This window comes from Pseudomonas sp. B8(2017), assembly GCF_002113575.1.
In the GTDB taxonomy this organism is placed as follows: domain Bacteria; phylum Pseudomonadota; class Gammaproteobacteria; order Pseudomonadales; family Pseudomonadaceae; genus Aquipseudomonas; species Aquipseudomonas putida_Z.
Genome location: NZ_NEIO01000028.1, coordinates 15,662 through 36,167, shown reverse-complemented (window position 1 = coordinate 36,167; position 20,506 = coordinate 15,662). Strand labels below are relative to the sequence as shown.

The following is a 20,506-nucleotide window of genomic DNA, read 5'->3' as shown; positions in this document are numbered from 1 at the left end:
TCAGTGATGCGATTATCGCATTAAACGCCCGATCAGCGCATTGTTGCCCACGCCCCCTTGCCTCACCCTTGGCCTGCATAACAACGCCAATAAGGAGGTCAGCATGATTCGTGGTTCCACTGAACTGGTCGCCATCGTCGGTTCGCCCATTGCCCAGGTGAAGTCCCCCGAAAACTTCAACACCTGGTTCGCCAACAACAACTGCGACCTCGCCATGCTGCCCATCGACCTGCATGAGGCCGCACTGGATACCTTCGCCGGCACCCTGCGCGGCTGGCAGAACCTGCGCGGTTGCGTGGTCACCGTGCCGTACAAGCAGGCCCTGGCCAGCCGCCTGGACGGCCTGAGCGAGCGCGCAGCCGCGCTGGGCTCGGTCAATGTAGTGCGCCGTGAGCAAGACGGTCGCCTGCTGGGCGACAACGTGGACGGCGCCGGCTTCCTCGGTGCTGCGCGCAAACATGGCTTCGAGCCGGCGGGCAAGCGTGCGTTGGTGATCGGTTGTGGCGGGGTCGGCAGTGCCATTGCCTATGCGCTGGGCGAGGCCGGCATCGCCAGCATCACCCTCAGCGACCCCAGCACCGCGCGCATGGGCGCTGTGTGCGAGTTGCTCGGCAATGCCTTCCCCGCGGTCGAACTCGCCACCCGGGTCGACGGGCTGGAAGGCTTCGACCTGCTGGTCAACGCCTCCCCTGTCGGCATGGGCGGCAGCGCGGAACTGCCGCTGCCTGCCGCCCTGCTCGCCACCTTGCAAGCCGAAACCCTGGTCGCCGACGTGGTCACCTCGCCCGAGATCACCCCGCTGCTGAAGCGGGCACGCCAGGTTGGCTGCGCGGTCCAGACCGGCCCGGAAATGGCCTTCGCCCAGCTCGGCCACCTGGGCGCCTTCATGGGCGTCACGCCGCTGGAGATCTGAAGCCATGCCGACGCATGAACACGCGCAACACAACTTTGACCTAGTCGTGCTGGGCAGCGGCGCCGGTGGCTTTACCGCTGCCGCCACGGCCGCGCGCCATGGGTTGAAAGTGCTGGTGGTGGAAAAGGCCGAACACTTTGGCGGCACCTCGGCGATTTCCGGCGGGGCGGTGTGGCTCTACGGTACCGATCAAGCCCGCGCCGCTGGTGCGGTGGACTCCCCCGAGGCCATTCGCACCTACCTCAGGCAGGTCATCGGCGACGGCTATGACCCCGCCCTGGTCGACGCCTTCATCGAGCATGGCCACCAGGCACTGCGCTGGCTGGAGCAGAACACCGAACTGCGCTACGCCCTGCGCCCGCATTCGCCGGACTACTACCCGGACGCCCCCGGTGCCACCCAGTTTGGCCGGGCGCTGGAGATGGTCGAGTACGACGGCAGGCAGCTCGGCCCGCACTTCAAGGACCTGCAGATGCCGCCGCCCGGCATGCTGCTGTTCGGCGGCATGATGGTCAACCGCGTGGATATCCAGCATTTTCTCAGTATCCGCCGCTCGCCCCGGTCGCTGTGGCATTGCCTCAAGCTGATGGCGCGTTATGCGCGGGACCGTCTGCATCACCCGCGCGGCACGCGGCTTACCACCGGCAACGCCTTGATCGCCCGCCTGGCCAGCAGCGCCTTCGCCCATGGCACGCAGCTGTGGTTACGCAGCGAAGCCCTGGAGCTGATCGTCGAACGCGGCGTGGTCACCGGCGTGGTGGTGCAACGCGAAGGGCGCCGTGAACGGGTGCTGGCCCGGGGCGGCGTGGTGTGCGCCATGGGCGGGTTCGCTGCAGGCGCGCTGGCCGACAGCTACCGGCCGGCCCGGCAAGCGCCGCACCTGACCATGTCACCGCCTACCAATGACGGCGCTGCCCTGCGCCTTGGCCAAGCCGTGGCCGCAGCCCAGGGTGAGGGCCTGGTGGCCAACTTCTTCTGGGCACCGGTTTCTGAACTGCGCCATGCCAGTGGCGAGTATGAGCGCTTCCCGCACCTGGTCACCGACCGCGCCAAACCGGGCGTGATCGCGGTGAACCCGGACGGGCGACGCTTCGTCAACGAATCCGATTCCTACCACCACTTCGTGCAGACCATGTTCGCCAAAGGCATTGCCAGCTGCTGGCTGGTCTGCGATGCCGAGGCGATGAACCGCTACGGCCTGGGCCTGGCGCGGCCAAAGCCGGTGGACAACCAGGCATTGATCGACGCCGGCTACCTGCACCGCGCCGCAACAGCGCAGGCCCTGGCCAAAGCCATTGGCGTCGACCCACAGGTGTTCATGCAGACCCTGGAGCAGTTCAACGCCGACGCCCGCAACGGCATCGACCGCGCGTTCGGCAAAGGCGGCAACAGCTACAACCGCTACATGGGTGACCCGCAACACACGCCCAACCCATGCCTGGCGCCACTGACCAGCGGCCCGTTCTACGCCATCCGCATCCACACCGGCGACCTCGGCTCGGCCCGCGGCCTGGTGACCGACGCCCAGGCCAACGTGCTGAACCGCGATGGCCAGCCGATTGCCGGGCTGTATGCAGTCGGCAACGACATGAACTCGCTGATGAAAGGCACCTACCCCGGCCCCGGTATCACCCTGGGCCCTGCCCTCACCTTCGGCTGGCTCGCTGCCAACCACATCACCGCGCGCCTGCAGGCGCCAACCCCCCACATGGAGACTCCAGCATGTACTACGAACTGAGAACCTACACCCTCGACCCACTGAAAATGGCCGACTGGCTGAGCCTGTACCAAAGCCACGCGCTGGAGGTGCAAAGCGAGCATCTCGGTAACCTGGTCGGCTTTTTCACCAGCGAGTTCGGCGAGGTCAACCAGGTGGTGCATATCTGGGGTTATGCCAGCCTCGACGAGCGCATGGCACGCCGTGCTGCCATGGCAGCGGACCCGCGTTGGGCCGAGTTCTCACGGCGCAACCGCGAGCTGGGCGCGGTACTGCACTTGCAGTCGCGAATGCTGCGGCCCACCGGTTTTTCGCCGCTGCAGTAAAACCTTCCTCCAACGCCTGAGCGGAACCCCACGATGCAACCCCTCGAATGTGACGTACTCGTCATCGGCTCCGGTGCCTCTGGCCTGGCTGCCGCCGTTACTGCCGCCCATCACGGCCTGCAGGTGATCGTCGCGGAAAAAGCCAGCCAACTGGGCGGCACCAGCGCCTGGTCGGGGGGCTGGCTGTGGATACCGCGCCACCCGCTGGCCATTGCCGAAGGCATCGTCGAGACCGACGATGCCCCGGAGCGCTACCTGCGCGCGCAAACCCATGTCAGCGAACTGAACCCGCGCCAGCGCGCCTTCCTGCACCATGGCCCGGAGATGGTGGCGTTCTTCCAGCAACACACTGCCGTACAGTTCCAGTGCGGCAGCCGCATGCCCGACATGCGCGAAGGCGACGGCAGCGCGCGCGGTGGGCGTTCGCTGTGCGCGCTGCCATACGACGGGCGCCTGCTCGGGCCCTGGCTGCACAAGCTGCGCCCACCGCTGGACATCGTCAGCCTGGCCGGCATGGGCATTGCCGGCGGCGCCGACATGGCCGCCTTCTTCAACGCCACGCGCTCGCCCACGGCAGCGCTGCATGTGGGCAAACGCCTGCTGCGCCATGGCCGCGACCTGCTGCTGCACCGGCGCGGCCTGCAACTGGTCAATGGCAACGCCCTGGTGGCACGGCTGCTGCGCAGCGCCCTGGACCTGGGCGTGACGCTACTGACCGACAAGCCGGCCAGTCGCCTGCTGGGCGAAGGCCGGGTCAGCGGCGCGCAGTTTGCCGACGGCCAGATGATCCATGCCCGCCGCGGTGTGGTTTTGGCCTGCGGTGGCTTTGCGCATGATCGCCAGCGCATCGCGCAACTGATGCCGCATGCGCCGGACGGTGACCAGCACTACTCCGCCGCGCCATGTGAAAACAGCGGCGACGGCCTGCGCCTGGGCGAACAGGCCGGTGGCCTGGTCCAGACGACTGCGACCCATGCGGGGGCCTGGGCACCTGTGTCGCGGGTGCCGCGCAGCGATGGCAGTTTCGGCCATTTCCCGCACTTGATCGATCGCGCCAAGCCCGGTTTCATCGCCGCGCGCCGCGATGGCCGGCGCTTCGTCAACGAGGCCGATTGCTACCACGACTTCATGAACGCGCTGTTCGCCGCCACGCCGCAGGGTGAAGCGCCGGAAGCCTGGTTGATCTGCGACCATGCCGCGCAACGCCGCTATGGCATCGGCTGGGCCAAGCCCTTCCCTTTCCCCACCCGCCACTATCAACGCTGCGGTTACCTGCACAGCGGTCGCACGCTGGCGCAACTGGCACAGCGCTGCGGGATCGACGCCGCGCAGTTGCAGCGCACGGTGCACGACTTCAACCGCCATGCAGCCCAGGGTGAAGATCCGCTTTTCCGGCGCGGTGCATCGGCCTACAACCGGGCGCAGGGCGAGCCGTTGCAAGCCCCCAATCCGTCGCTGCGGCCACTGCTGCAGGGGCCGTTCCATGCAGTGAAACTGTTGCCGGGCAGCCTGGGTACATTCGCCGGCCTGGGCACGGATGCCTCGGCCCGGGTACTGGACCGCGAGGCGCGGCCGATCCCCGGGTTGTATGCGGTGGGCAACGACATGGACAGTGTGATGGGCGGGTATTACCCGAGTGGTGGTATTACCTTGGGGCCGGGGATGACATTCGGTTATCTGGCTGGTAGAGCATTGAGTAGCTTGACCACCTGAAATCACGTTGCCCCTTGCCTTGCCCGCAGGCCCAACGCAACCGTTCGGTAACCGAACACTAGCCCTTCCCTTCAATTGACGCTGCCGCCTTCACTGCTCACCATGCACCGGCCTTGCGTGCCCCCCTGCCTGGGAACCGGTCACGTACTCGTAGCACCGCAGCTGAATACAATTTCAAGAATCGAGCAGTTTATGAACCACTCCAAGATCACCCCCGCCGCCCCCCGGATGCCCCAGGGTTCGATCGGCGACAAGCTTCGCGGCGCCTTCGGCGTCGGCAAGACCCGTTGGGGCATGCTCGCCCTGGTGTTCTTCGCCACCACCCTGAACTACATCGACCGTGCCGCGCTCGGCATCATGCAGCCCGTCCTGGCCAAGGAAATGAGCTGGACGGCGATGGACTACGCCAACATCAACTTCTGGTTCCAGGTCGGCTATGCGGTCGGCTTCCTGCTGCAGGGCCGGCTGATCGACAAGGTCGGGGTAAAACGCGCGTTCTTCTTCGCCGTGCTGCTGTGGAGCCTGGCCACCGGCGCTCACGGCCTGGCCACCTCGGCCGCCGGCTTCATGGTCTGCCGCTTCATCCTCGGCCTGACCGAGGCCGCCAACTACCCGGCCTGCGTGAAGACCGTGCGCCTGTGGTTCCCGGCTGGCGAACGGGCCATCGCCACCGGCCTGTTCAACGCCGGCACCAACGTCGGCGCCATGGTCACGCCGGCCCTGCTGCCGCTGATTCTGGCCGTGTGGGGCTGGCAGGCCGCGTTCATCGCCATGGGCAGCCTGGGCCTGGTGTGGGTGGTGCTGTGGGTGCTGAAGTACTACAACCCTGAAGATCACCCGCGCGTGCGCCAGAGCGAAGTGGAGTACATCCAGCAGGATGACGAGCCCGAGCCGACCCGCGTGCCGTTCAGCCGCATCCTGCGCCTGCGTGGCACCTGGGCCTTCGCGGTGGCCTACGCGATTACCGCACCGGTGTTCTGGTTCTACCTGTACTGGCTGCCACCGTTCCTCAACCAGCAATACAGCCTGGGCATCAACGTGACCCAGATGGGTATCCCGCTGATCATCATCTGGCTGACGGCAGACTTCGGCAGCATCGGCGGCGGCATCCTGTCTTCCTGGCTGATCGGCCGTGGCGTGCGCGCTACCACGGCGCGGCTGGTGTCGATGCTGATCTTCGCCTGCACCATGGTCAGCGTCACCTTTGCCGCCAACGCCAGTGGCCTATGGGTCGCGGTGGCGGCCATCTCGCTGGCGGTGGGTGCACACCAGGCGTGGACGGCGAATATCTGGAGCCTGGTGATGGACTACACGCCCAAGCACCTGGTGAGCACGGTGTTCGGTTTCGGCAGCATGTGCGCTGCGATCGGCGGGATGTTCATGACGCAGATCGTCGGTAGCGTGCTGACCGCTACCAATAACAACTATGCCGTGTTGTTCACCATGATCCCGGCGATGTACTTCCTGGCGCTGGTGTGGATGTACTTCATGGCGCCACGCAAGATCGAGAGCGCCTGAACGCGCTAGCCACTTACCTCTACGGGGCCCTTGCGGGCCCTTTTTTTATCAATCTGATGAACGCACTGTGTGGGGTCGCGCCTGAGTCAAGACATGCGCTGTACCTGTGGGAGCGGCTTCAGCCGCGAAGAATCCAACGCGGTGCCTGGCACCGGCTGCGCCGGTGTTCGCGGCTAAAGCCGCTCCCACAAGGGCTCCACAGGGCTCAAGCCATGCGCTGTACCTGTAGGAGCGGGCGTGCCCGCGAACACGGGCGATAGCCCGTGCCATGCGCCGCGTACTATCAATCAGACTCTGGCCAGTACTGCCATGGCCTTCTCCAGCGCCATGCGCGCACGCTGTTCGCCGCTTATGCCCTGTTCCAGCAACTGCCGCGTGGGGATCTCCAGGCTCAACGGCACACTTGGCGGCAAGCCGCGCAGCAGGCCGACCAGATCGGCATCGCCCTCGCCCGGGAAGCGCCGCTCGTTGCGTGCCTGGCGCAGGATCTCGTCCATGTCGGCCGGCACCGGGCCGGCAACGTCGCACAGCTGGGCATAACGCATGCGCTGCGGCGCCAGTTGTGCCAGATCCTCCAGCGAAGAGCCGGAGCGGTTGAAGTGGAAGGCATCCACCAGCACACAGCCATTGGCGCGGTCGGCGTTGGCCACCACCCGCATGGCCTGGCGCAGGTCACGTACGTCAGTCCAGGGCATGAACTCCAGATGCGGATGAATGCCATACCCCGCCGCCAGGTCACACAACGCAGCAAAGCGCTCGGTCAGCCGCGCTTCATCCGGGTCGTTGCCAGCTACCAGCAGCTCCGTGCCGCCCAGCTCGGCGCCCACCGCCAGGATCGGCTCGAAATCGGCTACACAGGTTTCCGGCTTCAGCCTCAGGATCTCGAGGTCGAGCACCTTGATGCCCGTGTCGCGCAGGCGCGCCTGGGTCTGCCGGCGCAGGCCGGCGTCGGCCACCAGCGGGAAATGCTGTTCCTGCTCGGTGGCGGGCACCAGGCGCAGGCCAACGTGGCTGTAACCGGCACGGGCTGCTGCCTCGACCATGTCCGGCGGGGACAGCTCGAGTACCGTCAGGGCCGCCAGGGAGAAAATTCGTTCAGTCATTATCGTCACCAGACAAATCAAGCAATGTGCTCGGGCGCACAGGCCCGGCCAGTTTCCGCTGCCTGGCGGATCGCCTCGATCAGCGCCAGGGTACGGCCACCATCGGCGGCATCGATCAGCGGCGCCTGTTCACCCCGGGCAACCCGCACGAAGTGTTGCAGCTGCAAGGTCAATGCCTCGCCGGCGGGGATGCTTTCCTCGCTCTGCAACAACGGCGTGTGCCAGCCCGACCCGACCTCGGCGTAGTGCCAGCGCTTGAGTTGCGGAATGCTCAGCGCCCCCTGGGTGCCGGCCAGCAGGTAGCACGGCTGGCCATCCTGGCGCGGGTAGACCGGGCTTTCGCCGGAGTCCAGCTCCCAGCTCCATGGCGCGGCCACCGCGTCGGAGCCAGTCAGGCTACCCAATGCACCATTGGCGAACTGCAGTAGCACCGCGGCGCTGTCTTCGTTGGCAAAACCGCGCACATCGTTGCGGGTGAATGCCTGCACCTGTACCACCTCGCCACACAGGTGGCGCAGCAGGTCGAGGTCATGGATCAGGTTGGTCAGCAAGAAGCCAGCGCCCGGCTCGCGGCGCCAGGGGGTTTCGAAATAGCTGTCGGGCTTTTGCAATTGCCACAGTGCGGTGACGTTGATCAGCCGGCCCAGCTTGCCGTCGGCAATCACCTGGTGAGCCTTGGCGATCAGCGGGTTGTGCCGGCGGTGATGGCCGACCAGCACCGGCACATTGTGGCGGCGCGAGGCTTCCACCAGCGAGCGGACTTCATCCAGGTGCACGCCCACCGGCTTTTCGACCAGCACCGGTACACCGGCCTCGACGCAGTCCAGGGCAGTGGCGACATGCAGGTTGTTCGGGTTGGCGACGATCACTGCCTCGGGGCGCGCGTGCTCCAGCATCTGGCGGTGATCGGCAAAACAGGGCACGCCGCATTCGGCGGCAAAGGCCACGGCCTGCGGGCCCGGGTCGGCCACAGCGCACAGCTGGGCCTGCGGCACATTTAGCAAATGCTGGTAATGTTGGCGGCCCATGCTGCCGGCGCCGATCAAGGCAATACGAAGGGGTGCGTTCAACAGCCTGTCCTCTTGTCATTGTTGTCATGCAGATTCCGGAATCTGATTCCACAATCCACATTCAACAATTTAGAACCAGGTTCAGCTTTTCAGAAGAAGCCGCAGAACAGAGTGTGCGGTAATCGACCGGAAATGCACCTTCAGGCGAACAACTCACTGGCCCGGCTGGCCGCCGACAGTTCCTCTGCCGCCGCCAGCAACAGCGGCGCCAGGTCTGCCAGGCGGCTTTGCGCCAGGCGCGCACTGGGCCCGGCAATGCTGAGCACACCGATCACCTCGTCACTTTGCGGGCGGCGCACCACCGCAGCCAGGGCCGAGGTGCCGATGGCCGAGGTTTCCTCGACCCAGGCATAACCGCGCTCGCGGGCGCGGCGCAGGTAGGCGAGCAACTCGTCGGTGGAGCGCGGCGCATTCGGGCCGAACTGCGCCGGGTCGGCAATGCCCTGGCGCAACACCATCTGCAGCGCCTGCTCATCGTCCAGGCTGGCCAGCCAGGCATGCCCGGACGCGGTATAGAACAGCGGTGCGTCGCGGCCCATGTCCGGGTCGTAGCGCAGCCCGGAGCGGGCGCCCTGGGACTTGGCGATCCAGGTCTGGCGGGCACCGTCGATCACGCCAAGGCGCACCAGTTCGCCGCTGTCCTGGGCCAGGCGGTCAAGAATCGGCTGAATGATGTCGGCACCGCTGCTGGCAAGGTAACGGAAGCCCAGCGCCACCAGCTTGGCCGACAGCTGGTAGCGGCTGTTGTCCCGGTTCTGCCGCACATAGCCCAACCGCACCAGCTCGGTGAGCATGCGATGGGTGGCGCTCTTGGGGATGTCCAGGCGCTCGGCCAGGGTTTGCAACGGCAGCCCTTGCGGTTCACCGGTAAGGCTTTCTACAAGACTGAAGGCGCGTTCGATCTGACTACCAGCCATGACACAGGTCCCTGAAATTTTTGCGAATTCTAGAAGATGATTCCATACCGCCGATAGCCGCTGCAGCCAGAGCGACACGAACTGTCCGGTTATCGCCCATTACTTGCCCGGTAGGGCCGCCACACCCTTGCAGGCCGATTCGCTGCCAATAAGAATGTGGAACCTTGTTCCAATAACAATACAGGAATTCCGCAATGCCTTCCGCTCCCTACGAAACCGAATGCGATGTACTGGTCATAGGTTCTGGTGCCGCCGGGCTGGCTGCGGCCGTGACGGCTGCGTGGCATGGGCAGAAGGTGATCGTGGTGGAAAAGGAGCCAGTGTTCGGCGGCGCCACCGCCTGGTCCGGCGGCTGGGCCTGGGTGCCGCGCAACCCGCTGGCACGCCGGGCCGGTATCGAGGAAGACATCGAGCAGCCGCGTACCTACCTGCGCAATGAACTGGGGGCGTATTACAACGCCGAACGCGTCGACGCCTTCCTCGAAGCCTGCCCGCACATGGTGGCGTTTTTCGAAAAGCACACGGCGCTGCAGTTTGCCGACGGCAACGGCATCCCCGACATGCATGGCGACACACCGGGCGCGGCCCAGGGCGGGCACCAGGTGATTGCCGCGCCCTATGACGCCCGCGAGGTGGGTGCGCTGCTGCCACGCCTGCGCAAGACCATGCGCGAAACCTCGTTCATGGGCATGCCGATAATGGCGGGTGCCGACCTTGCCGCGTTCCTCAACATGACCCGCTCGCCCAAGGCCTTGCTGCACGTGTGCAAACGCTTTGGCCTCCACCTGTACCACCTGGCCCGGTATGGCCGGGCGATGCACCTGGTCAACGGCGTGGCGCTGGTGGCCCGCCTGGCCAGGTCGGCGCAGGACTTGGGCGTGCGCCTGCAGGAGTCGGCACCGGCCAAACGCCTGCTGGCCGAGGATGGCCAGGTGCGGGGGGCGCTGGTGGCTACACCGCAGGGCGAGCAACTGATCCGTGCCAAGGCCGTGGTGCTCGCGGCGGGTGGTTTCCCCAACGACAACGCCCGCCGCCGGCAACTGTTCCCGCGCGATGCCAGCGGCCACGACAACCTGGCCCTGCCCCCCAAGGGTTGTTCGGGCGACGGCCTGCGCCTGGGCGAATCGGCCGGCGGTGTGGTCGCCACCGACCTGAAGTCGCCGGTCGCCTGGGCGCCGGTTTCGCGAGTGCCGCACCGCGACGGCAGTGTCGGCCACTTCCCGCACATCATCGAACGCGGCAAACCGGGCATCATCGGCGTGCTGGCCGACGGCAAGCGTTTCGTCAACGAAGCGCATGGCTATTACGACTATGTGTCAGCGATGGTCGCGGCGGTGCCGCAGGGCGAAGAGGTGTGTTCGTGGCTGATCTGTGACCACCGCTTCCTGCGCCGCTACGGCCTGGGCCACGCCCGCCCGGCGCCGCTACCGGTGTGGCCGCACGTACGCAGCGGCTATCTCAAGCGGGCTGCCACCCTCGAACAGTTGGCCCAGGCATGCGGCATCGACCCGGTAGGGTTGCGCGCCACGGTCAGCGATTTCAACTACCATGCCCGCAACGGCCAGGACCCGGCGTTCGGCCGTGGTTCCACACCGTTCAACCGTAAGCAGGGTGACCCGCAGCACAAGGGGCCAAACCCTTGTGTGGCGCCCATCGAGCAGGGGCCGTTCTATGCGGTGAAGGTGCAGCCCGGCTGCTTTGGCACCTTCGCCGGGCTGCGCACCGACGGCAATGCCCGGGTGCTGGATGAGGCTGGGCAGCCGATTGCTGGCCTGTATGCGGCGGGTACGGACATGGCCAGCGTGTTTGGCGGCTGGTATCCGTCGGGTGGCATCAACCTGGGCCCGGCACTGACCTTTGGCTATGTGGCCGGGCGGCATATTGCCGGGGCGCAGGAGTATGAATGAGATGAGCGATCACTGATGGCCATGCCCTGTTCCTCATGGGCGGCGCGATTCCTGTAGGAGCGGCCTTGTGTCGCGAAAGGGCTGCAAAGCGGCCCCGGCGTTTTTGCGGTGATGCACAGATCGTTGGGGGCGCTTCGCACCCCTTTCGCGACACAAGGCCGCTCCTACAGGAAACCGCCCCTGAAATCTCTCGACTGCTTGCACTGGCCCTTTCGCGGGCACGCCCGCTCCCAGGTACTGTGCAACTCTTGAGTACGGTGAAGATCCTGTGGGAGCGGGCGTGCCCGCGAAGAGGCCAGAGCAGGCAACACATTACTTCTGCCCTGGTGCAAAGTGCTTCGCCCATTGAGCATCTGCACCTGGATCAAGGTGTCTTCGAAGGAATGGGGAAGGAAGGGGCTAAATCTGATTTTTCGTTCAGGCCGGGCAACGCATCTGCTCCAGCCAGTACACCACATCCACCTCGTCGATCTGCTCGGCGCGCAGAAACCGCTCGGCATACTGGCGGTACACCCCGCTGCTGAGGAACAGCTCCAGCAGTTGGCCGTCGATGTGCCCGCCGCGGGCCATGCCCACCAGGATCTTCACCGACTCGGACAAGGTCTTCGGCGCCTTGTAGGGCCGGTCGGCCGCGGTCAGCGCCTCGAAGATGTCGGCAATCGCCATCACCCGCTCGGCAATGCCCAGGTCCTGCTCGCCCAGCCGACGCGGGTAGCCGCTGCCGTCCATTTTCTCATGGTGGTTGCCGGCGATGTCCGGCACCCGCTTGAGCTGGCGGGGGAACGGCAAGGAACTGAGCATGATGATGGTCTGCACGATGTGTTCGTTGATCTTGAAGCGTTCCTCATCATTCAGCGTGCCTCGGCGGATCGCCAGGTTGTACAGCTCGCCATGATTGCTGGCGTAGGCCGGCAAGCGCATGTCGAAGCCCCAGCGGTTGCGCGGGTCGCCCTTGGCCACCGGGGGCTTGCGGGGCCCCCAGGGCACGCAATGCTCAGGGCGGTCGGCCAGCAGTGGTTCGTCAACCGGTAGCGCAGGGGCAGGCACATCGGCAAAGCGCTCCACCTCATCACGGGAGATGCCCAGGCGGTTGTCGAAGTGGCGCTGCCAGCGGCGCTGGCCAATCTGCTGCAGGCGCTCGATGTCGGCGTCCTGCATGAACTCGCCGCCGATGTTGGCCTGGGCGACGAAGGCGAAGTCGTCCTGCAGCTGGGCCTGGCTGCGCGCCAGGGTGGCTTGCAGCGCCTGCTGGTCGCCACCGCTGGCCAGGCCTTGCCAATAGGCCAGCTCGGCATCCCGCCAGAGCACCTCGAAACGCATGCGTACCTCGTGGATACGGTTGTACAAGGTTTCCAGCTTGGTCGCCTTGTCCACCACATACTCGGGGCTGGTGACCTTGCCGCAGTCGTGCAGCCAGGCCGCCACGTGGAATTCGTAGCGTTCAGCCGCGGTCATGCTGAAGCTGGCGTACGGGCCGGTTTCGGCCGCCACCGCCTGGTCCAGCAGCATCTGCGCCAGTTGTGGCACCCGCTCGCAATGGCCGCCGGTATAGGGGCTCTTGGCATCGATGGCATCGGCCAGCAGCTTGATCATGGCATCCAGCAGGCGTTGCTGGGCTTCGACCAGCCGGCGCGTCTCGATGGCCACCGCCACCACCCCGGACAGTTCGGCAACAAAGCTGCGGAACGGCTGGCCTGTCTGCTCGTGTACAGGCCCATCGCCCAGTTGCAGGACCAGGATGCCCAGCAACGCCTGGCTACGGTCATTCAACACCAAAGCCATGCTGCCCTCATGCAGGCCGAGGGCCTGGGTCACCGCCGTGGCGAGGTGCTGCTGGGCAGCCTCATCCACGGCCAGCTCGCCAGGGTACTGCTCGCCACGGCAGGCGGCGGCCAGGCGCAGCAAGGCGTGCTCGGCATCGAACAGGTACACCACGCCGGCATTGACCCCGGCGGCTTCCACCAGATGGGTCAACACACCGTCGAGCATGCGCTCCAGGTCGCGCTCGCGGCTGAGCGTGAGGGTAATCGCCTGGAAGCTGCGGATGGTGCCGGACATGCGGCTGAGCACGCGGCTCAGCTCACGTACCTCGGACACCCGCGAGCGCACCCCGACTTCGCGGTTGAAATCAAACCCGGCCAGGCCCTGTACCTGTTCAGTCAGCAGCCGCAACGGGCGGCCGATGCGCCGGCCGAGCACACCACCGAGCACCAGCAGCACGGTTATCAGGGCGGCGGTCCAGAGCAACTGTTCGAGCAGTACCTTGCGCGCACCGGCCAGCAACTCATGGCCTGGCACGGCAATCAGCACCTGCAGGTCCTGCCCGGCCAGGTTGGTCAGTTGCACGCGCATGCCATACCAGGTCTGGCCGTCCACCTGATAAGGCTGCGGGCGGGTGCCTTGCGGCATGTCGGCGTAAAGGTGCTGCAGGCTTGGGATGCCCAGTTCGCCGATGCGCGACAAGCGCACGGCCTGCCCTTCGTGCACGATTACCCGCTGCAGGTCCGGGTAGGCCACCACGCTGCCCTGGTCGTCGACCACGACGATCTCGGTGCCGGGGGTCATGCGCAGGCCTTGGGTCTCGCTGGCCAGGTCGTCGACCGAAACGTCCATGCCGATCACCGCCCCGCCGTCGACACTGCGCTGGGCCATGGTCAGGCCGATCTCGCGGGTGGTGAAGAACACATAGGGGTGGGTCAGCACCGTGGTGGGTTGGGCGCTGGCTTCGACAAACCACGGGCGCGTGCGCGGGTCGTAGCGGTATTCGGGCTTGGCCTGGGCTTGCAGCAGGTTCAGCGCGTGGTCGTAGAAGCGCCATTCACCCTGCACCGCCCCGCCCTCACGGCTGACGCTCTGCACCAGGAACACGGTGCCCGGCGGCGCGGCGAAACGCTGCAGCAACTGCGGGTCGCGCAAGCGGCGCACCAGCAGGAACTCACCACTGGGGTAACCCATGTAGGCAGCACTGAGCATGCGGTTGGCGTCCAACGTCTCGACCAGTTGCGGCAAGCGTTCCAGGCGCTGCGCCGGGGTTTGCGCGGCCGGGTTGTGGGCGAGCAGGCGGATACTGCTGTGCACCGGGTCTATCAGGCGACGGGCGCGCTCGTCGATGGTCTTGCCTATTTGCTGGGCAGAATCACCTGCTGCGGCCACCAAGGTCTGGCGAATGCCGTGATAGCCCTGCCAGGCCAGGGCGGCGCCGAGCAGCAACATGCCCAGCACGATGGCGAGTGCTACCAGCCACTGCAGTGAAATGCCACGTCCGGCGTTGCCAGCAGCACGACCATTCGACACGCAGCCCATCTCAGGTACTCCATGTATGGCGGTTTGACGGGGCAGCCAGGACGATCATGCAGGCCGAAGCCATTCGCAGGCAGCGAGACGGGGGCGTGGTGGCACATAGCCCAGCCCCATCTTGGCAGCAGTGTAGAGCGGAGCCGAGCTTTCTGCCGGGTTGGCAAGGAAAATTAACGGAACGCCATGAATGATCCGGATACCGCGTCGCCTGCTTCGCGGGCTTGCCCGCTCCCACAGGGACCGCGCAGCACCGGAGCCAGTGCAGTACCTGTGGGAGCGGGCGAGCCCGCGAAACAGGCGACGCGGTGCAAGACCGGATGTATCAGGCGCGCAACTGGTACCAGGTGGTCTTGAGCTGCGAATACTTGTCGAACGAATGCAGCGACAGGTCGCGGCCAAACCCGGACTGCCTGCCGCCGCCGAACGGCACCGTCACGTCCAGCGCATCGACCGTGTTCACCGACACGGTGCCGGCCTTCAACGCCCGCGCCACGCGGTGCACCTGGTTGAAGTCATCGCTCCACACCGACGCCGCCAGCCCATAGATGCTGTCGTTGGCCAGGCGCACGGCCTGCTCTTCACTGTCGAAGGCACTGACCGCCAGCACCGGCCCGAATACCTCTTCCCGCGCCAGGCTCATACGGCCATCGACACCGGCAAAAATGGTCGGCTCGATGTAATTGTCCGAGCCGTCGATGGTCAGGCGCCGGCCACCACACACCAACCGCGCCCCGTCCTGCCCGGCGCGGGCGATGGCGGCTTCGATCCGGCCAGTCTGCCCGGCATCCACAATGGCGCCGGCACGGCTCGCCGGGTCCAGCGGGTTGCCAGGCAGCCACTGGCGGGCCTTGGCCTGCAGGCGCTCGATGAACTCGTCATGGATGGAGCGCTGCACGTACAGCCGCGAGTTGGCCGAGCACACCTCGCCCTGGTTGAAGAAGATACCGAATGCCGCCTTTTCCGCAGCCAGGTCCAGGTCCTGGCAGTTTTCGAACACCAGGTTGGGGCTCTTGCCGCCGCACTCCAGCCATACCTGCTTGAGGTTGGACTGTGCCGAGTACTGCATGAAGTACTTGCCCACCTGGGTGGAGCCGGTAAACACCAGGCAATCCACATCCGGGTGCAGGCCCAGCGCCTGCCCGGCCTGCTCGCCCAGGCCCGGCACCACGTTCAGCACGCCTTCCGGCACACCGGCCTGCAGCGCCAGCTGGGCCAGGCGCAGGGCCGAGAACGGTGATTGCTCGGCGGGCTTGAGCACCACGCTGTTACCGGCAGCCAACGCCGGGGCGAGCTTCCAGGCGGCCATGTCGAGCGGGAAGTTCCACGGCACCACGGCGGCGACCACGCCGAGGGCTTCGCGGGTGATGGTGGCCAGCGCGTTGGGCGCAGTGGGTGCCACCTGGTCGTACAGCTTGTCCAGCGCCTCGCCGTACCAGGCGAACACCTGCGCCGAGCCCGGCACATCGATGTTGTAGGCGTCCATGACCGGCTTGCCCATGTTCAGCGAGTCGAGCAGGGCCAGTTCTTCGCGATGGGCCATGATCAGCTCGGCCAGGCGCAGCAGCACTTTCTTGCGCTCGCCCGGGGCCATGCGCGGCCATGGGCCTTGTTCGAAAGCCCTGCGGGCGCTGGCGACGGCCAGGTCGACCTCGGCCTGGCCGCAGGCGGTGACCTGGGCCAGCACCTTATTGGTGGCGGGGTTGATGGCGGCGAAGGTGGCGCCGTCCTGTGCGTTGACGGGCTTGCCGTCGATCAGTGCATTGGCCGGGAGGTAGAGGTCCGAGGCACGTTGTTGCCAGAATTCGAGGGTGTACATTTGTACTCCTGGTAGCTGTTGGAGCAATTTTCCTAGGGGCTACGCGGTTCCTGTGGGAGCGGGCGTGCCCGCGAATCAGGCGACACGGTGGATGGCACCGGCTTCGCCGGTGTTCGCGGGCTTGCCCGCTCCCACAGGGTCAGCGGTCTAGAGCTTGCCGACCAGGCGCGCCGTGCGGTCCACGGCAATGCGGGTCTTCTCCACCAGCTCATCCAGCTCGCTGTGGTTGGCGATCAGCGCCGGTGCCATGATCATCCGGCCCAGGGTGGAGCGAATGATCACCCCTTCCTCGAAACCGAAGGTACGGCACTGCCAGGCCAGGTCGTTCTCGTTGGCGAAGCGCTTGCGCGTCGGCTTGTGCTCGGCGAACTGCAGCGCCGCCACCAACCCGGCGCCCTGCACCTGGCCGATCAACGGGTGGTCGGCAAACACCTCGCGCAGGATGCGCTGCAGGTACGGCCCGGTGTCGTCCTTCACCTGGCGCACGATGCCTTCGTCACGCAGCGCCTTCAGGTTGGCGATGGCCACCGCCGCCGCCACCGGGTGGCCGGAATAGGTCAGGCCGTGGGCGAACACCCCGCCCCGCTCCACCAGCGCCTCGGCAATGCGCTTGCTCAGCACCAGGCCGCCCATGGGCACGTAGCCGCTGGTCAGGCCCTTGGCGATCGACAGGGTGTCGGGCTCGAAGCCGAAGTACTCGTGGGCGAACCATTCGCCAGTGCGGCCAAAGCCGCCGATCACTTCATCGGCGCACAGCAGCACGTCGTACTGGCGGCAGATACGCTGGATCTCGGGCCAGTAGCTTTCCGGCGGGAAGATCATGCCGCCCGCGCCCTGGAACGGCTCGGCGATAAAGCCGGCGACGTTCTCGGCACCCAGTTCGAGGATTTTCTCCTCCAGTTGCAGGGCGCAGCGGCGGCCGAACTCGGCCGGGGTCAGCTCGCCGCCCTCGGCGTACCAGTACGGTTCGTCGATGTGCGCCACATCCGGGATCAACCCGCCCATTTCGTGCATGAACTTCATGCCACCCAGCGCCGTGGCGGCCAGGGTCGAGCCGTGGTAACCGTTCCAGCGGCCGATCATGATCTTCTTGTTCGGCTGGCCGACCACCTGCCAGTAGCGGCGCACGGTACGGATCAGCACCTCGTTGGCCTCGGAGCCGGAGTTGGTGTAGATCGCGTGGCTGTAGTGCCCCGGCAACAGGCTGAACAGCAGCTCGGACAGTTCGATCACCGCCGGATGGGTGGTGTGGAAGAACATGTTGTAGTAGGCCAGCTGGTCCATCTGCGTGGCTGCGGCGGCGGTCAGGTCGCGGCGGCCGTAGCCGAGCTGGGTGCACCACAGGCCGGACATGCCGTCCAGGTAGCGCTTGCCCTCGCTGTCCCACAGGTGCAGGCGTTCGCCACCGACGATCACTCGCGGCCCTTCGGCGTTCAGCGCCTTCTGGTCGAGGAAGGCATGGATGTGGTGCGCGGCATCGGCTGCCTGGTAGTCACGGGTCTGGCGTTGCGGGGCGAAAGGCGCATTCATTGTTGGTTTTCCTTTGCGGTGGGGTTGCAGGGTGGCTTGCGCTCAGCGCAGCTTGCCCATGTAGCTTTCCAGCGGGTCCTTGCCCAGCACGCCCTGGGCATTGGCCAGCGCGTCGATGAACAGGGAGAACAGCTCGGACTGGGTACCGATGTCGAGCTTGGCGTAGACGTTCTTGCGGTGTGACTTGATGGTGTCCTCCGACACTCCCAGTCGCTCGGCCAGCGACTTGGTCGAGTGGCCACGCAGGATCAGCTGGGCGATACGGCACTCACGCTCGGTCAGCAGCGAGCTGCCGAAGTTGTTCAGCGCCGCGTGGATGCGCTGCTCGAGGATGTTCTCGAAGCGCCCGGTGCGGCTGTCCAGCCCGGCGAAGTGCTTGCCGAGCACCGCCAGCACCCAGGGCGTGATACGCGCGAACAGCGCGCGGGTTTGCCCATCGAGCTTGTCGGTGAACGCCAGCGATACCGCCAGGCTCTGCCCGGGCGCGACCTGCAGGATGTAGTTGAGCTCATCCTCCAGGTGCGAGTGCCGGTAGAACGACTGGTAGTACTCGCTGACCTCGAAGTGGTCGGGCGCCACTTCGAACAGGCCGTAGCAACCGGACTCGACCTGCTCCACACAGGCCCCGTAGAACGGGTCGAGCAGATAGAAGCCGGACAGGTAGCGGCTGACATTGCCCTCGGGCTGCCAGGGCGCCTTGTCGTCCTGCTCGAACAGCGCGCAGGGCATGCCGTCGTGCGGGTACAGGTACACCGTGGTCGCCTGGATCGGCCGAATCACGCCAAGCGCAGCAAACAGGGTGGCGGCAAAGCCCGGTCGGCCGATCGCCTCGGTGACCTTGGCCAGGTGCTCGAACCACTGTTGCGAAAGCAATTGATCAGTCACTTTGGGCCTGCCGTCTCAAGTAAAGGCACCGCCGCCAGTGCGGTGCGTCGTTGGCCAGATACTCCCATGGCACTGCAAACACCGAAATCACCCTTTGGGGTGAGCAGGCAAAGCCCTCTGCCGGCTCACCCCAAAGGGTGATTCCGGGTACCGGCGGGGTGTGGGAGCATCAACCCGCCCCAGCGCTGCGAGCCACCCGCTCGACCTCCTTGCACAACACCCACCGGTATCGAGCCCGCTCGCATACCGCGGCGTCCTGCATCCCTTTCCAGGAGTTAGCAATGCATACAACAACAAGTACAGCCCATAGCCCTGCACATAGCCCGTCGCAACCCACCGCCAGCAACGGCCGTTTCCGCAAGTCCATGGGGCTGCCCGCCCTGGTGCTGTTCGGCCTGGCCTACATGGTCCCCCTTGCAGTATTCACCACCTACGGGCTGGTCACCCAGATGACCAAGGGGCACCTGCCCACCGCCTACCTGCTGACCCTCGCCGCCATGCTGCTGACCGCCTACAGCTACGGCCGCATGGTCCAGGCCCACCCCTACTCCGGCTCGGTCTACACCTACACCCGCAAGGCCTTCGGCAGCCACATCGGCTTCATCGCCGGCTGGACCCTGCTGCTCGACTACATCTTCCTGCCGCTGCTCAGCTACCTGCTGATCGGCATCTACATGTCGGAGTACTTCCCGGCCATCCACGCCTGGGTGTGGGTGGCGGGCTCCATTGCCCTGGTCACCTTCCTCAACCTGATCGGCATCGAGTCGATCACCCGGGTGAACTGGATCCTGGTGGTGGTGCAACTGGTGTTCATCGTCGTGTTCGTCGCCCTGTCCATCCACAACCTCAGCGGGCAGGCGCAGCCGGTGTCGCTGCTGGCGCCGTTCCACCACGAAGGCTTCAGCGTGCCGTTGATCATGACCGGCGCCGCCGTGCTGTGCCTGTCGTTCCTGGGCTTCGATGCGGTCTCGACCATGGCCGAGGAAACCAGCAACCCCACCTACCGCATTCCCGTGGCGATCCTCGCCGTGTCGCTGATCGGCGGCATGTTGTTCCTGGTGGTGTCGTACTGCGCACAGATGGTGTTCCCTGACTGGGGCAGCTTCGCCGACCCGGACTCGGCGTCGGTGGACGTGATGCGCCGGGTCGGCGGCGAGCTGCTGGTGACCGCCTTCACCGCCACCTATGTGGCCGGCTGCTTCGCCTCGGCCATGGTGTCCCAGGCCAGCGTGTCGCGGGTGCTGTTCGCCATGGGCCGCGACGGTGCGTTGCCGCGTGCGTTCGGCCAGCTGGTGACGAAAAAGCGCGTACCGGCCACGGCGATCCTGCTGGTCAGCGTGCTGTCGCTGATTGCCTTGGTGATCAGCCTCGACACGGTGGCCAACATGATCAGCTTTGGCGCGCTGTTCGCCTTCTCGGCGGTGAACCTGGCCGTGGTCAAGCACTACCTGATCGACCACAAGCTGCGTGGTGGCCGCAACTACCTGCTGTATGGCGCCATTCCCGGCCTGGGCTTCCTCAGCACGCTGTGGCTGTGGAGCAGCCTGACCAGCCTGTCGTTCACCATCGGTTTGTGCTGGATGGGCATGGGCCTGGTGGTGCTGCTGGGGCTTACCCGGGCGTTCCGGGTGAAGCTGCCGGAGTTGCAGATGGCCGAGTGAAACAAACAGCGCCCCACCACCACCGCCTTGCCCAGACCTGGAAGCCTGCGCGGTCGTTGTGGGAGCGGGCGTGCCCGCGAACACCGGCAAAGCCGGTGCCATACACCGTGTCGGGCGCTTCGCGGGCGCGCCC

At 66.0% G+C, this 20,506-nt stretch carries 14 protein-coding genes; 7 read left to right on the top strand and 7 right to left on the bottom strand.

The annotated features are described in order from the left end of the window. The first annotated feature begins 103 nt into the window (after nt 1-103). From CAG22_RS25275 to CAG22_RS25255, 5 genes are all read left to right on the top strand, one after another. Complete coding sequence (locus tag CAG22_RS25275) at nt 104-913, top strand: shikimate dehydrogenase (RefSeq protein WP_085706405.1); 810 nt, start codon at nt 104-106, stop codon at nt 911-913. Nucleotides 914-917: 4 nt separating this feature from the next. After that, nucleotides 918-2,651, top strand: a complete 1,734-nt coding sequence (locus CAG22_RS25270; RefSeq protein ID WP_085706404.1) for an FAD-dependent oxidoreductase — start codon at nt 918-920, stop codon at nt 2,649-2,651. Beyond that, the gene (locus CAG22_RS25265) at nt 2,636-2,956 is read left to right on the top strand and encodes an NIPSNAP family protein (RefSeq protein WP_025339629.1); all 321 of its coding nucleotides are present in this window, start codon (nt 2,636-2,638) and stop codon (nt 2,954-2,956) included. Before CAG22_RS25270 ends, CAG22_RS25265 begins: the two co-directional genes overlap by 16 nt. A gap of 33 nt (nt 2,957-2,989) precedes the next feature. Next, nucleotides 2,990-4,669 carry an FAD-dependent oxidoreductase gene (locus CAG22_RS25260; RefSeq protein WP_085706403.1) on the top strand — a complete coding sequence of 560 codons (1,680 nt, stop codon included), beginning with the start codon at nt 2,990-2,992 and terminating at the stop codon, nt 4,667-4,669. A gap of 192 nt (nt 4,670-4,861) precedes the next feature. After that, nucleotides 4,862-6,187 (top strand): MFS transporter, encoded by a 1,326-nt coding sequence (locus tag CAG22_RS25255; protein WP_025339631.1) that lies wholly within the window; start codon nt 4,862-4,864, stop codon nt 6,185-6,187. Nucleotides 6,188-6,474: 287 nt separating this feature from the next. On the opposite strand, the gene CAG22_RS25245 is transcribed toward CAG22_RS25255, so the two are convergent. The 3 genes from CAG22_RS25245 to CAG22_RS25235 form a co-directional block, all read right to left on the bottom strand. Then, nucleotides 6,475-7,290 carry a sugar phosphate isomerase/epimerase gene (locus CAG22_RS25245; RefSeq protein ID WP_085706401.1) on the bottom strand — a complete coding sequence of 272 codons (816 nt, stop codon included), beginning with the start codon at nt 7,288-7,290 and terminating at the stop codon, nt 6,475-6,477. A 17-nt stretch (nt 7,291-7,307) separates the two neighbouring features. Next, the gene (locus CAG22_RS25240; protein WP_085706400.1) at nt 7,308-8,360 is read right to left on the bottom strand and encodes a Gfo/Idh/MocA family protein; all 1,053 of its coding nucleotides are present in this window, start codon (nt 8,358-8,360) and stop codon (nt 7,308-7,310) included. A gap of 140 nt (nt 8,361-8,500) precedes the next feature. Then, complete coding sequence (locus tag CAG22_RS25235) at nt 8,501-9,277, bottom strand: IclR family transcriptional regulator (protein ID WP_085706399.1); 777 nt, start codon at nt 9,275-9,277, stop codon at nt 8,501-8,503. A gap of 194 nt (nt 9,278-9,471) precedes the next feature. Between CAG22_RS25235 and CAG22_RS25230 the strand changes: the two genes are divergently transcribed. After that, the gene (locus tag CAG22_RS25230) at nt 9,472-11,184 is read left to right on the top strand and encodes an FAD-dependent oxidoreductase (RefSeq protein WP_085706398.1); all 1,713 of its coding nucleotides are present in this window, start codon (nt 9,472-9,474) and stop codon (nt 11,182-11,184) included. Nucleotides 11,185-11,601: 417 nt separating this feature from the next. Here CAG22_RS25230 and CAG22_RS25220 read toward each other — a convergent pair whose 3' ends face one another. From CAG22_RS25220 to CAG22_RS25205, 4 genes are all read right to left on the bottom strand, one after another. Continuing rightward, nucleotides 11,602-14,487: an HD domain-containing phosphohydrolase gene (locus tag CAG22_RS25220; RefSeq protein WP_085706396.1), complete on the bottom strand. Its 2,886-nt coding sequence runs from the start codon at nt 14,485-14,487 to the stop codon at nt 11,602-11,604. 316 nt (nt 14,488-14,803) lie between these two features. Continuing rightward, on the bottom strand, nt 14,804-16,297 hold the full coding sequence (locus tag CAG22_RS25215) for an aldehyde dehydrogenase (protein WP_075044860.1): 1,494 nt from the start codon (nt 16,295-16,297) through the stop codon (nt 14,804-14,806). Between the two features lie 147 nt (nt 16,298-16,444). After that, nucleotides 16,445-17,827: an aspartate aminotransferase family protein gene (locus CAG22_RS25210; RefSeq protein WP_025338659.1), complete on the bottom strand. Its 1,383-nt coding sequence runs from the start codon at nt 17,825-17,827 to the stop codon at nt 16,445-16,447. A gap of 42 nt (nt 17,828-17,869) precedes the next feature. After that, nucleotides 17,870-18,712 (bottom strand): helix-turn-helix transcriptional regulator, encoded by an 843-nt coding sequence (locus CAG22_RS25205; protein ID WP_075044859.1) that lies wholly within the window; start codon nt 18,710-18,712, stop codon nt 17,870-17,872. Nucleotides 18,713-18,993: 281 nt separating this feature from the next. Here CAG22_RS25205 and CAG22_RS25200 point away from each other — a divergent pair, with 281 nt between their 5' ends. Further along, nucleotides 18,994-20,373 (top strand): APC family permease, encoded by a 1,380-nt coding sequence (locus CAG22_RS25200; protein WP_085706395.1) that lies wholly within the window; start codon nt 18,994-18,996, stop codon nt 20,371-20,373. Nucleotides 20,374-20,506 lie beyond the last annotated feature (133 nt).

Coding starts and splice junctions, on each gene's coding strand:
- CAG22_RS25275 (WP_085706405.1), top strand. CDS start 104: ATGATTCGTGGTTCCACTGAACTGGTCGCCATCGTCGGTTCGCCCATT.
- CAG22_RS25270 (WP_085706404.1), top strand. CDS start 918: ATGCCGACGCATGAACACGCGCAACACAACTTTGACCTAGTCGTGCTG.
- CAG22_RS25265 (WP_025339629.1), top strand. CDS start 2,636: ATGTACTACGAACTGAGAACCTACACCCTCGACCCACTGAAAATGGCC.
- CAG22_RS25260 (WP_085706403.1), top strand. CDS start 2,990: ATGCAACCCCTCGAATGTGACGTACTCGTCATCGGCTCCGGTGCCTCT.
- CAG22_RS25255 (WP_025339631.1), top strand. CDS start 4,862: ATGAACCACTCCAAGATCACCCCCGCCGCCCCCCGGATGCCCCAGGGT.
- CAG22_RS25245 (WP_085706401.1), bottom strand. CDS start 7,290: ATGACTGAACGAATTTTCTCCCTGGCGGCCCTGACGGTACTCGAGCTG.
- CAG22_RS25235 (WP_085706399.1), bottom strand. CDS start 9,277: ATGGCTGGTAGTCAGATCGAACGCGCCTTCAGTCTTGTAGAAAGCCTT.
- CAG22_RS25230 (WP_085706398.1), top strand. CDS start 9,472: ATGCCTTCCGCTCCCTACGAAACCGAATGCGATGTACTGGTCATAGGT.
- CAG22_RS25220 (WP_085706396.1), bottom strand. CDS start 14,487: ATGGGCTGCGTGTCGAATGGTCGTGCTGCTGGCAACGCCGGACGTGGC.
- CAG22_RS25215 (WP_075044860.1), bottom strand. CDS start 16,297: ATGTACACCCTCGAATTCTGGCAACAACGTGCCTCGGACCTCTACCTC.
- CAG22_RS25210 (WP_025338659.1), bottom strand. CDS start 17,827: ATGAATGCGCCTTTCGCCCCGCAACGCCAGACCCGTGACTACCAGGCA.
- CAG22_RS25200 (WP_085706395.1), top strand. CDS start 18,994: ATGCATACAACAACAAGTACAGCCCATAGCCCTGCACATAGCCCGTCG.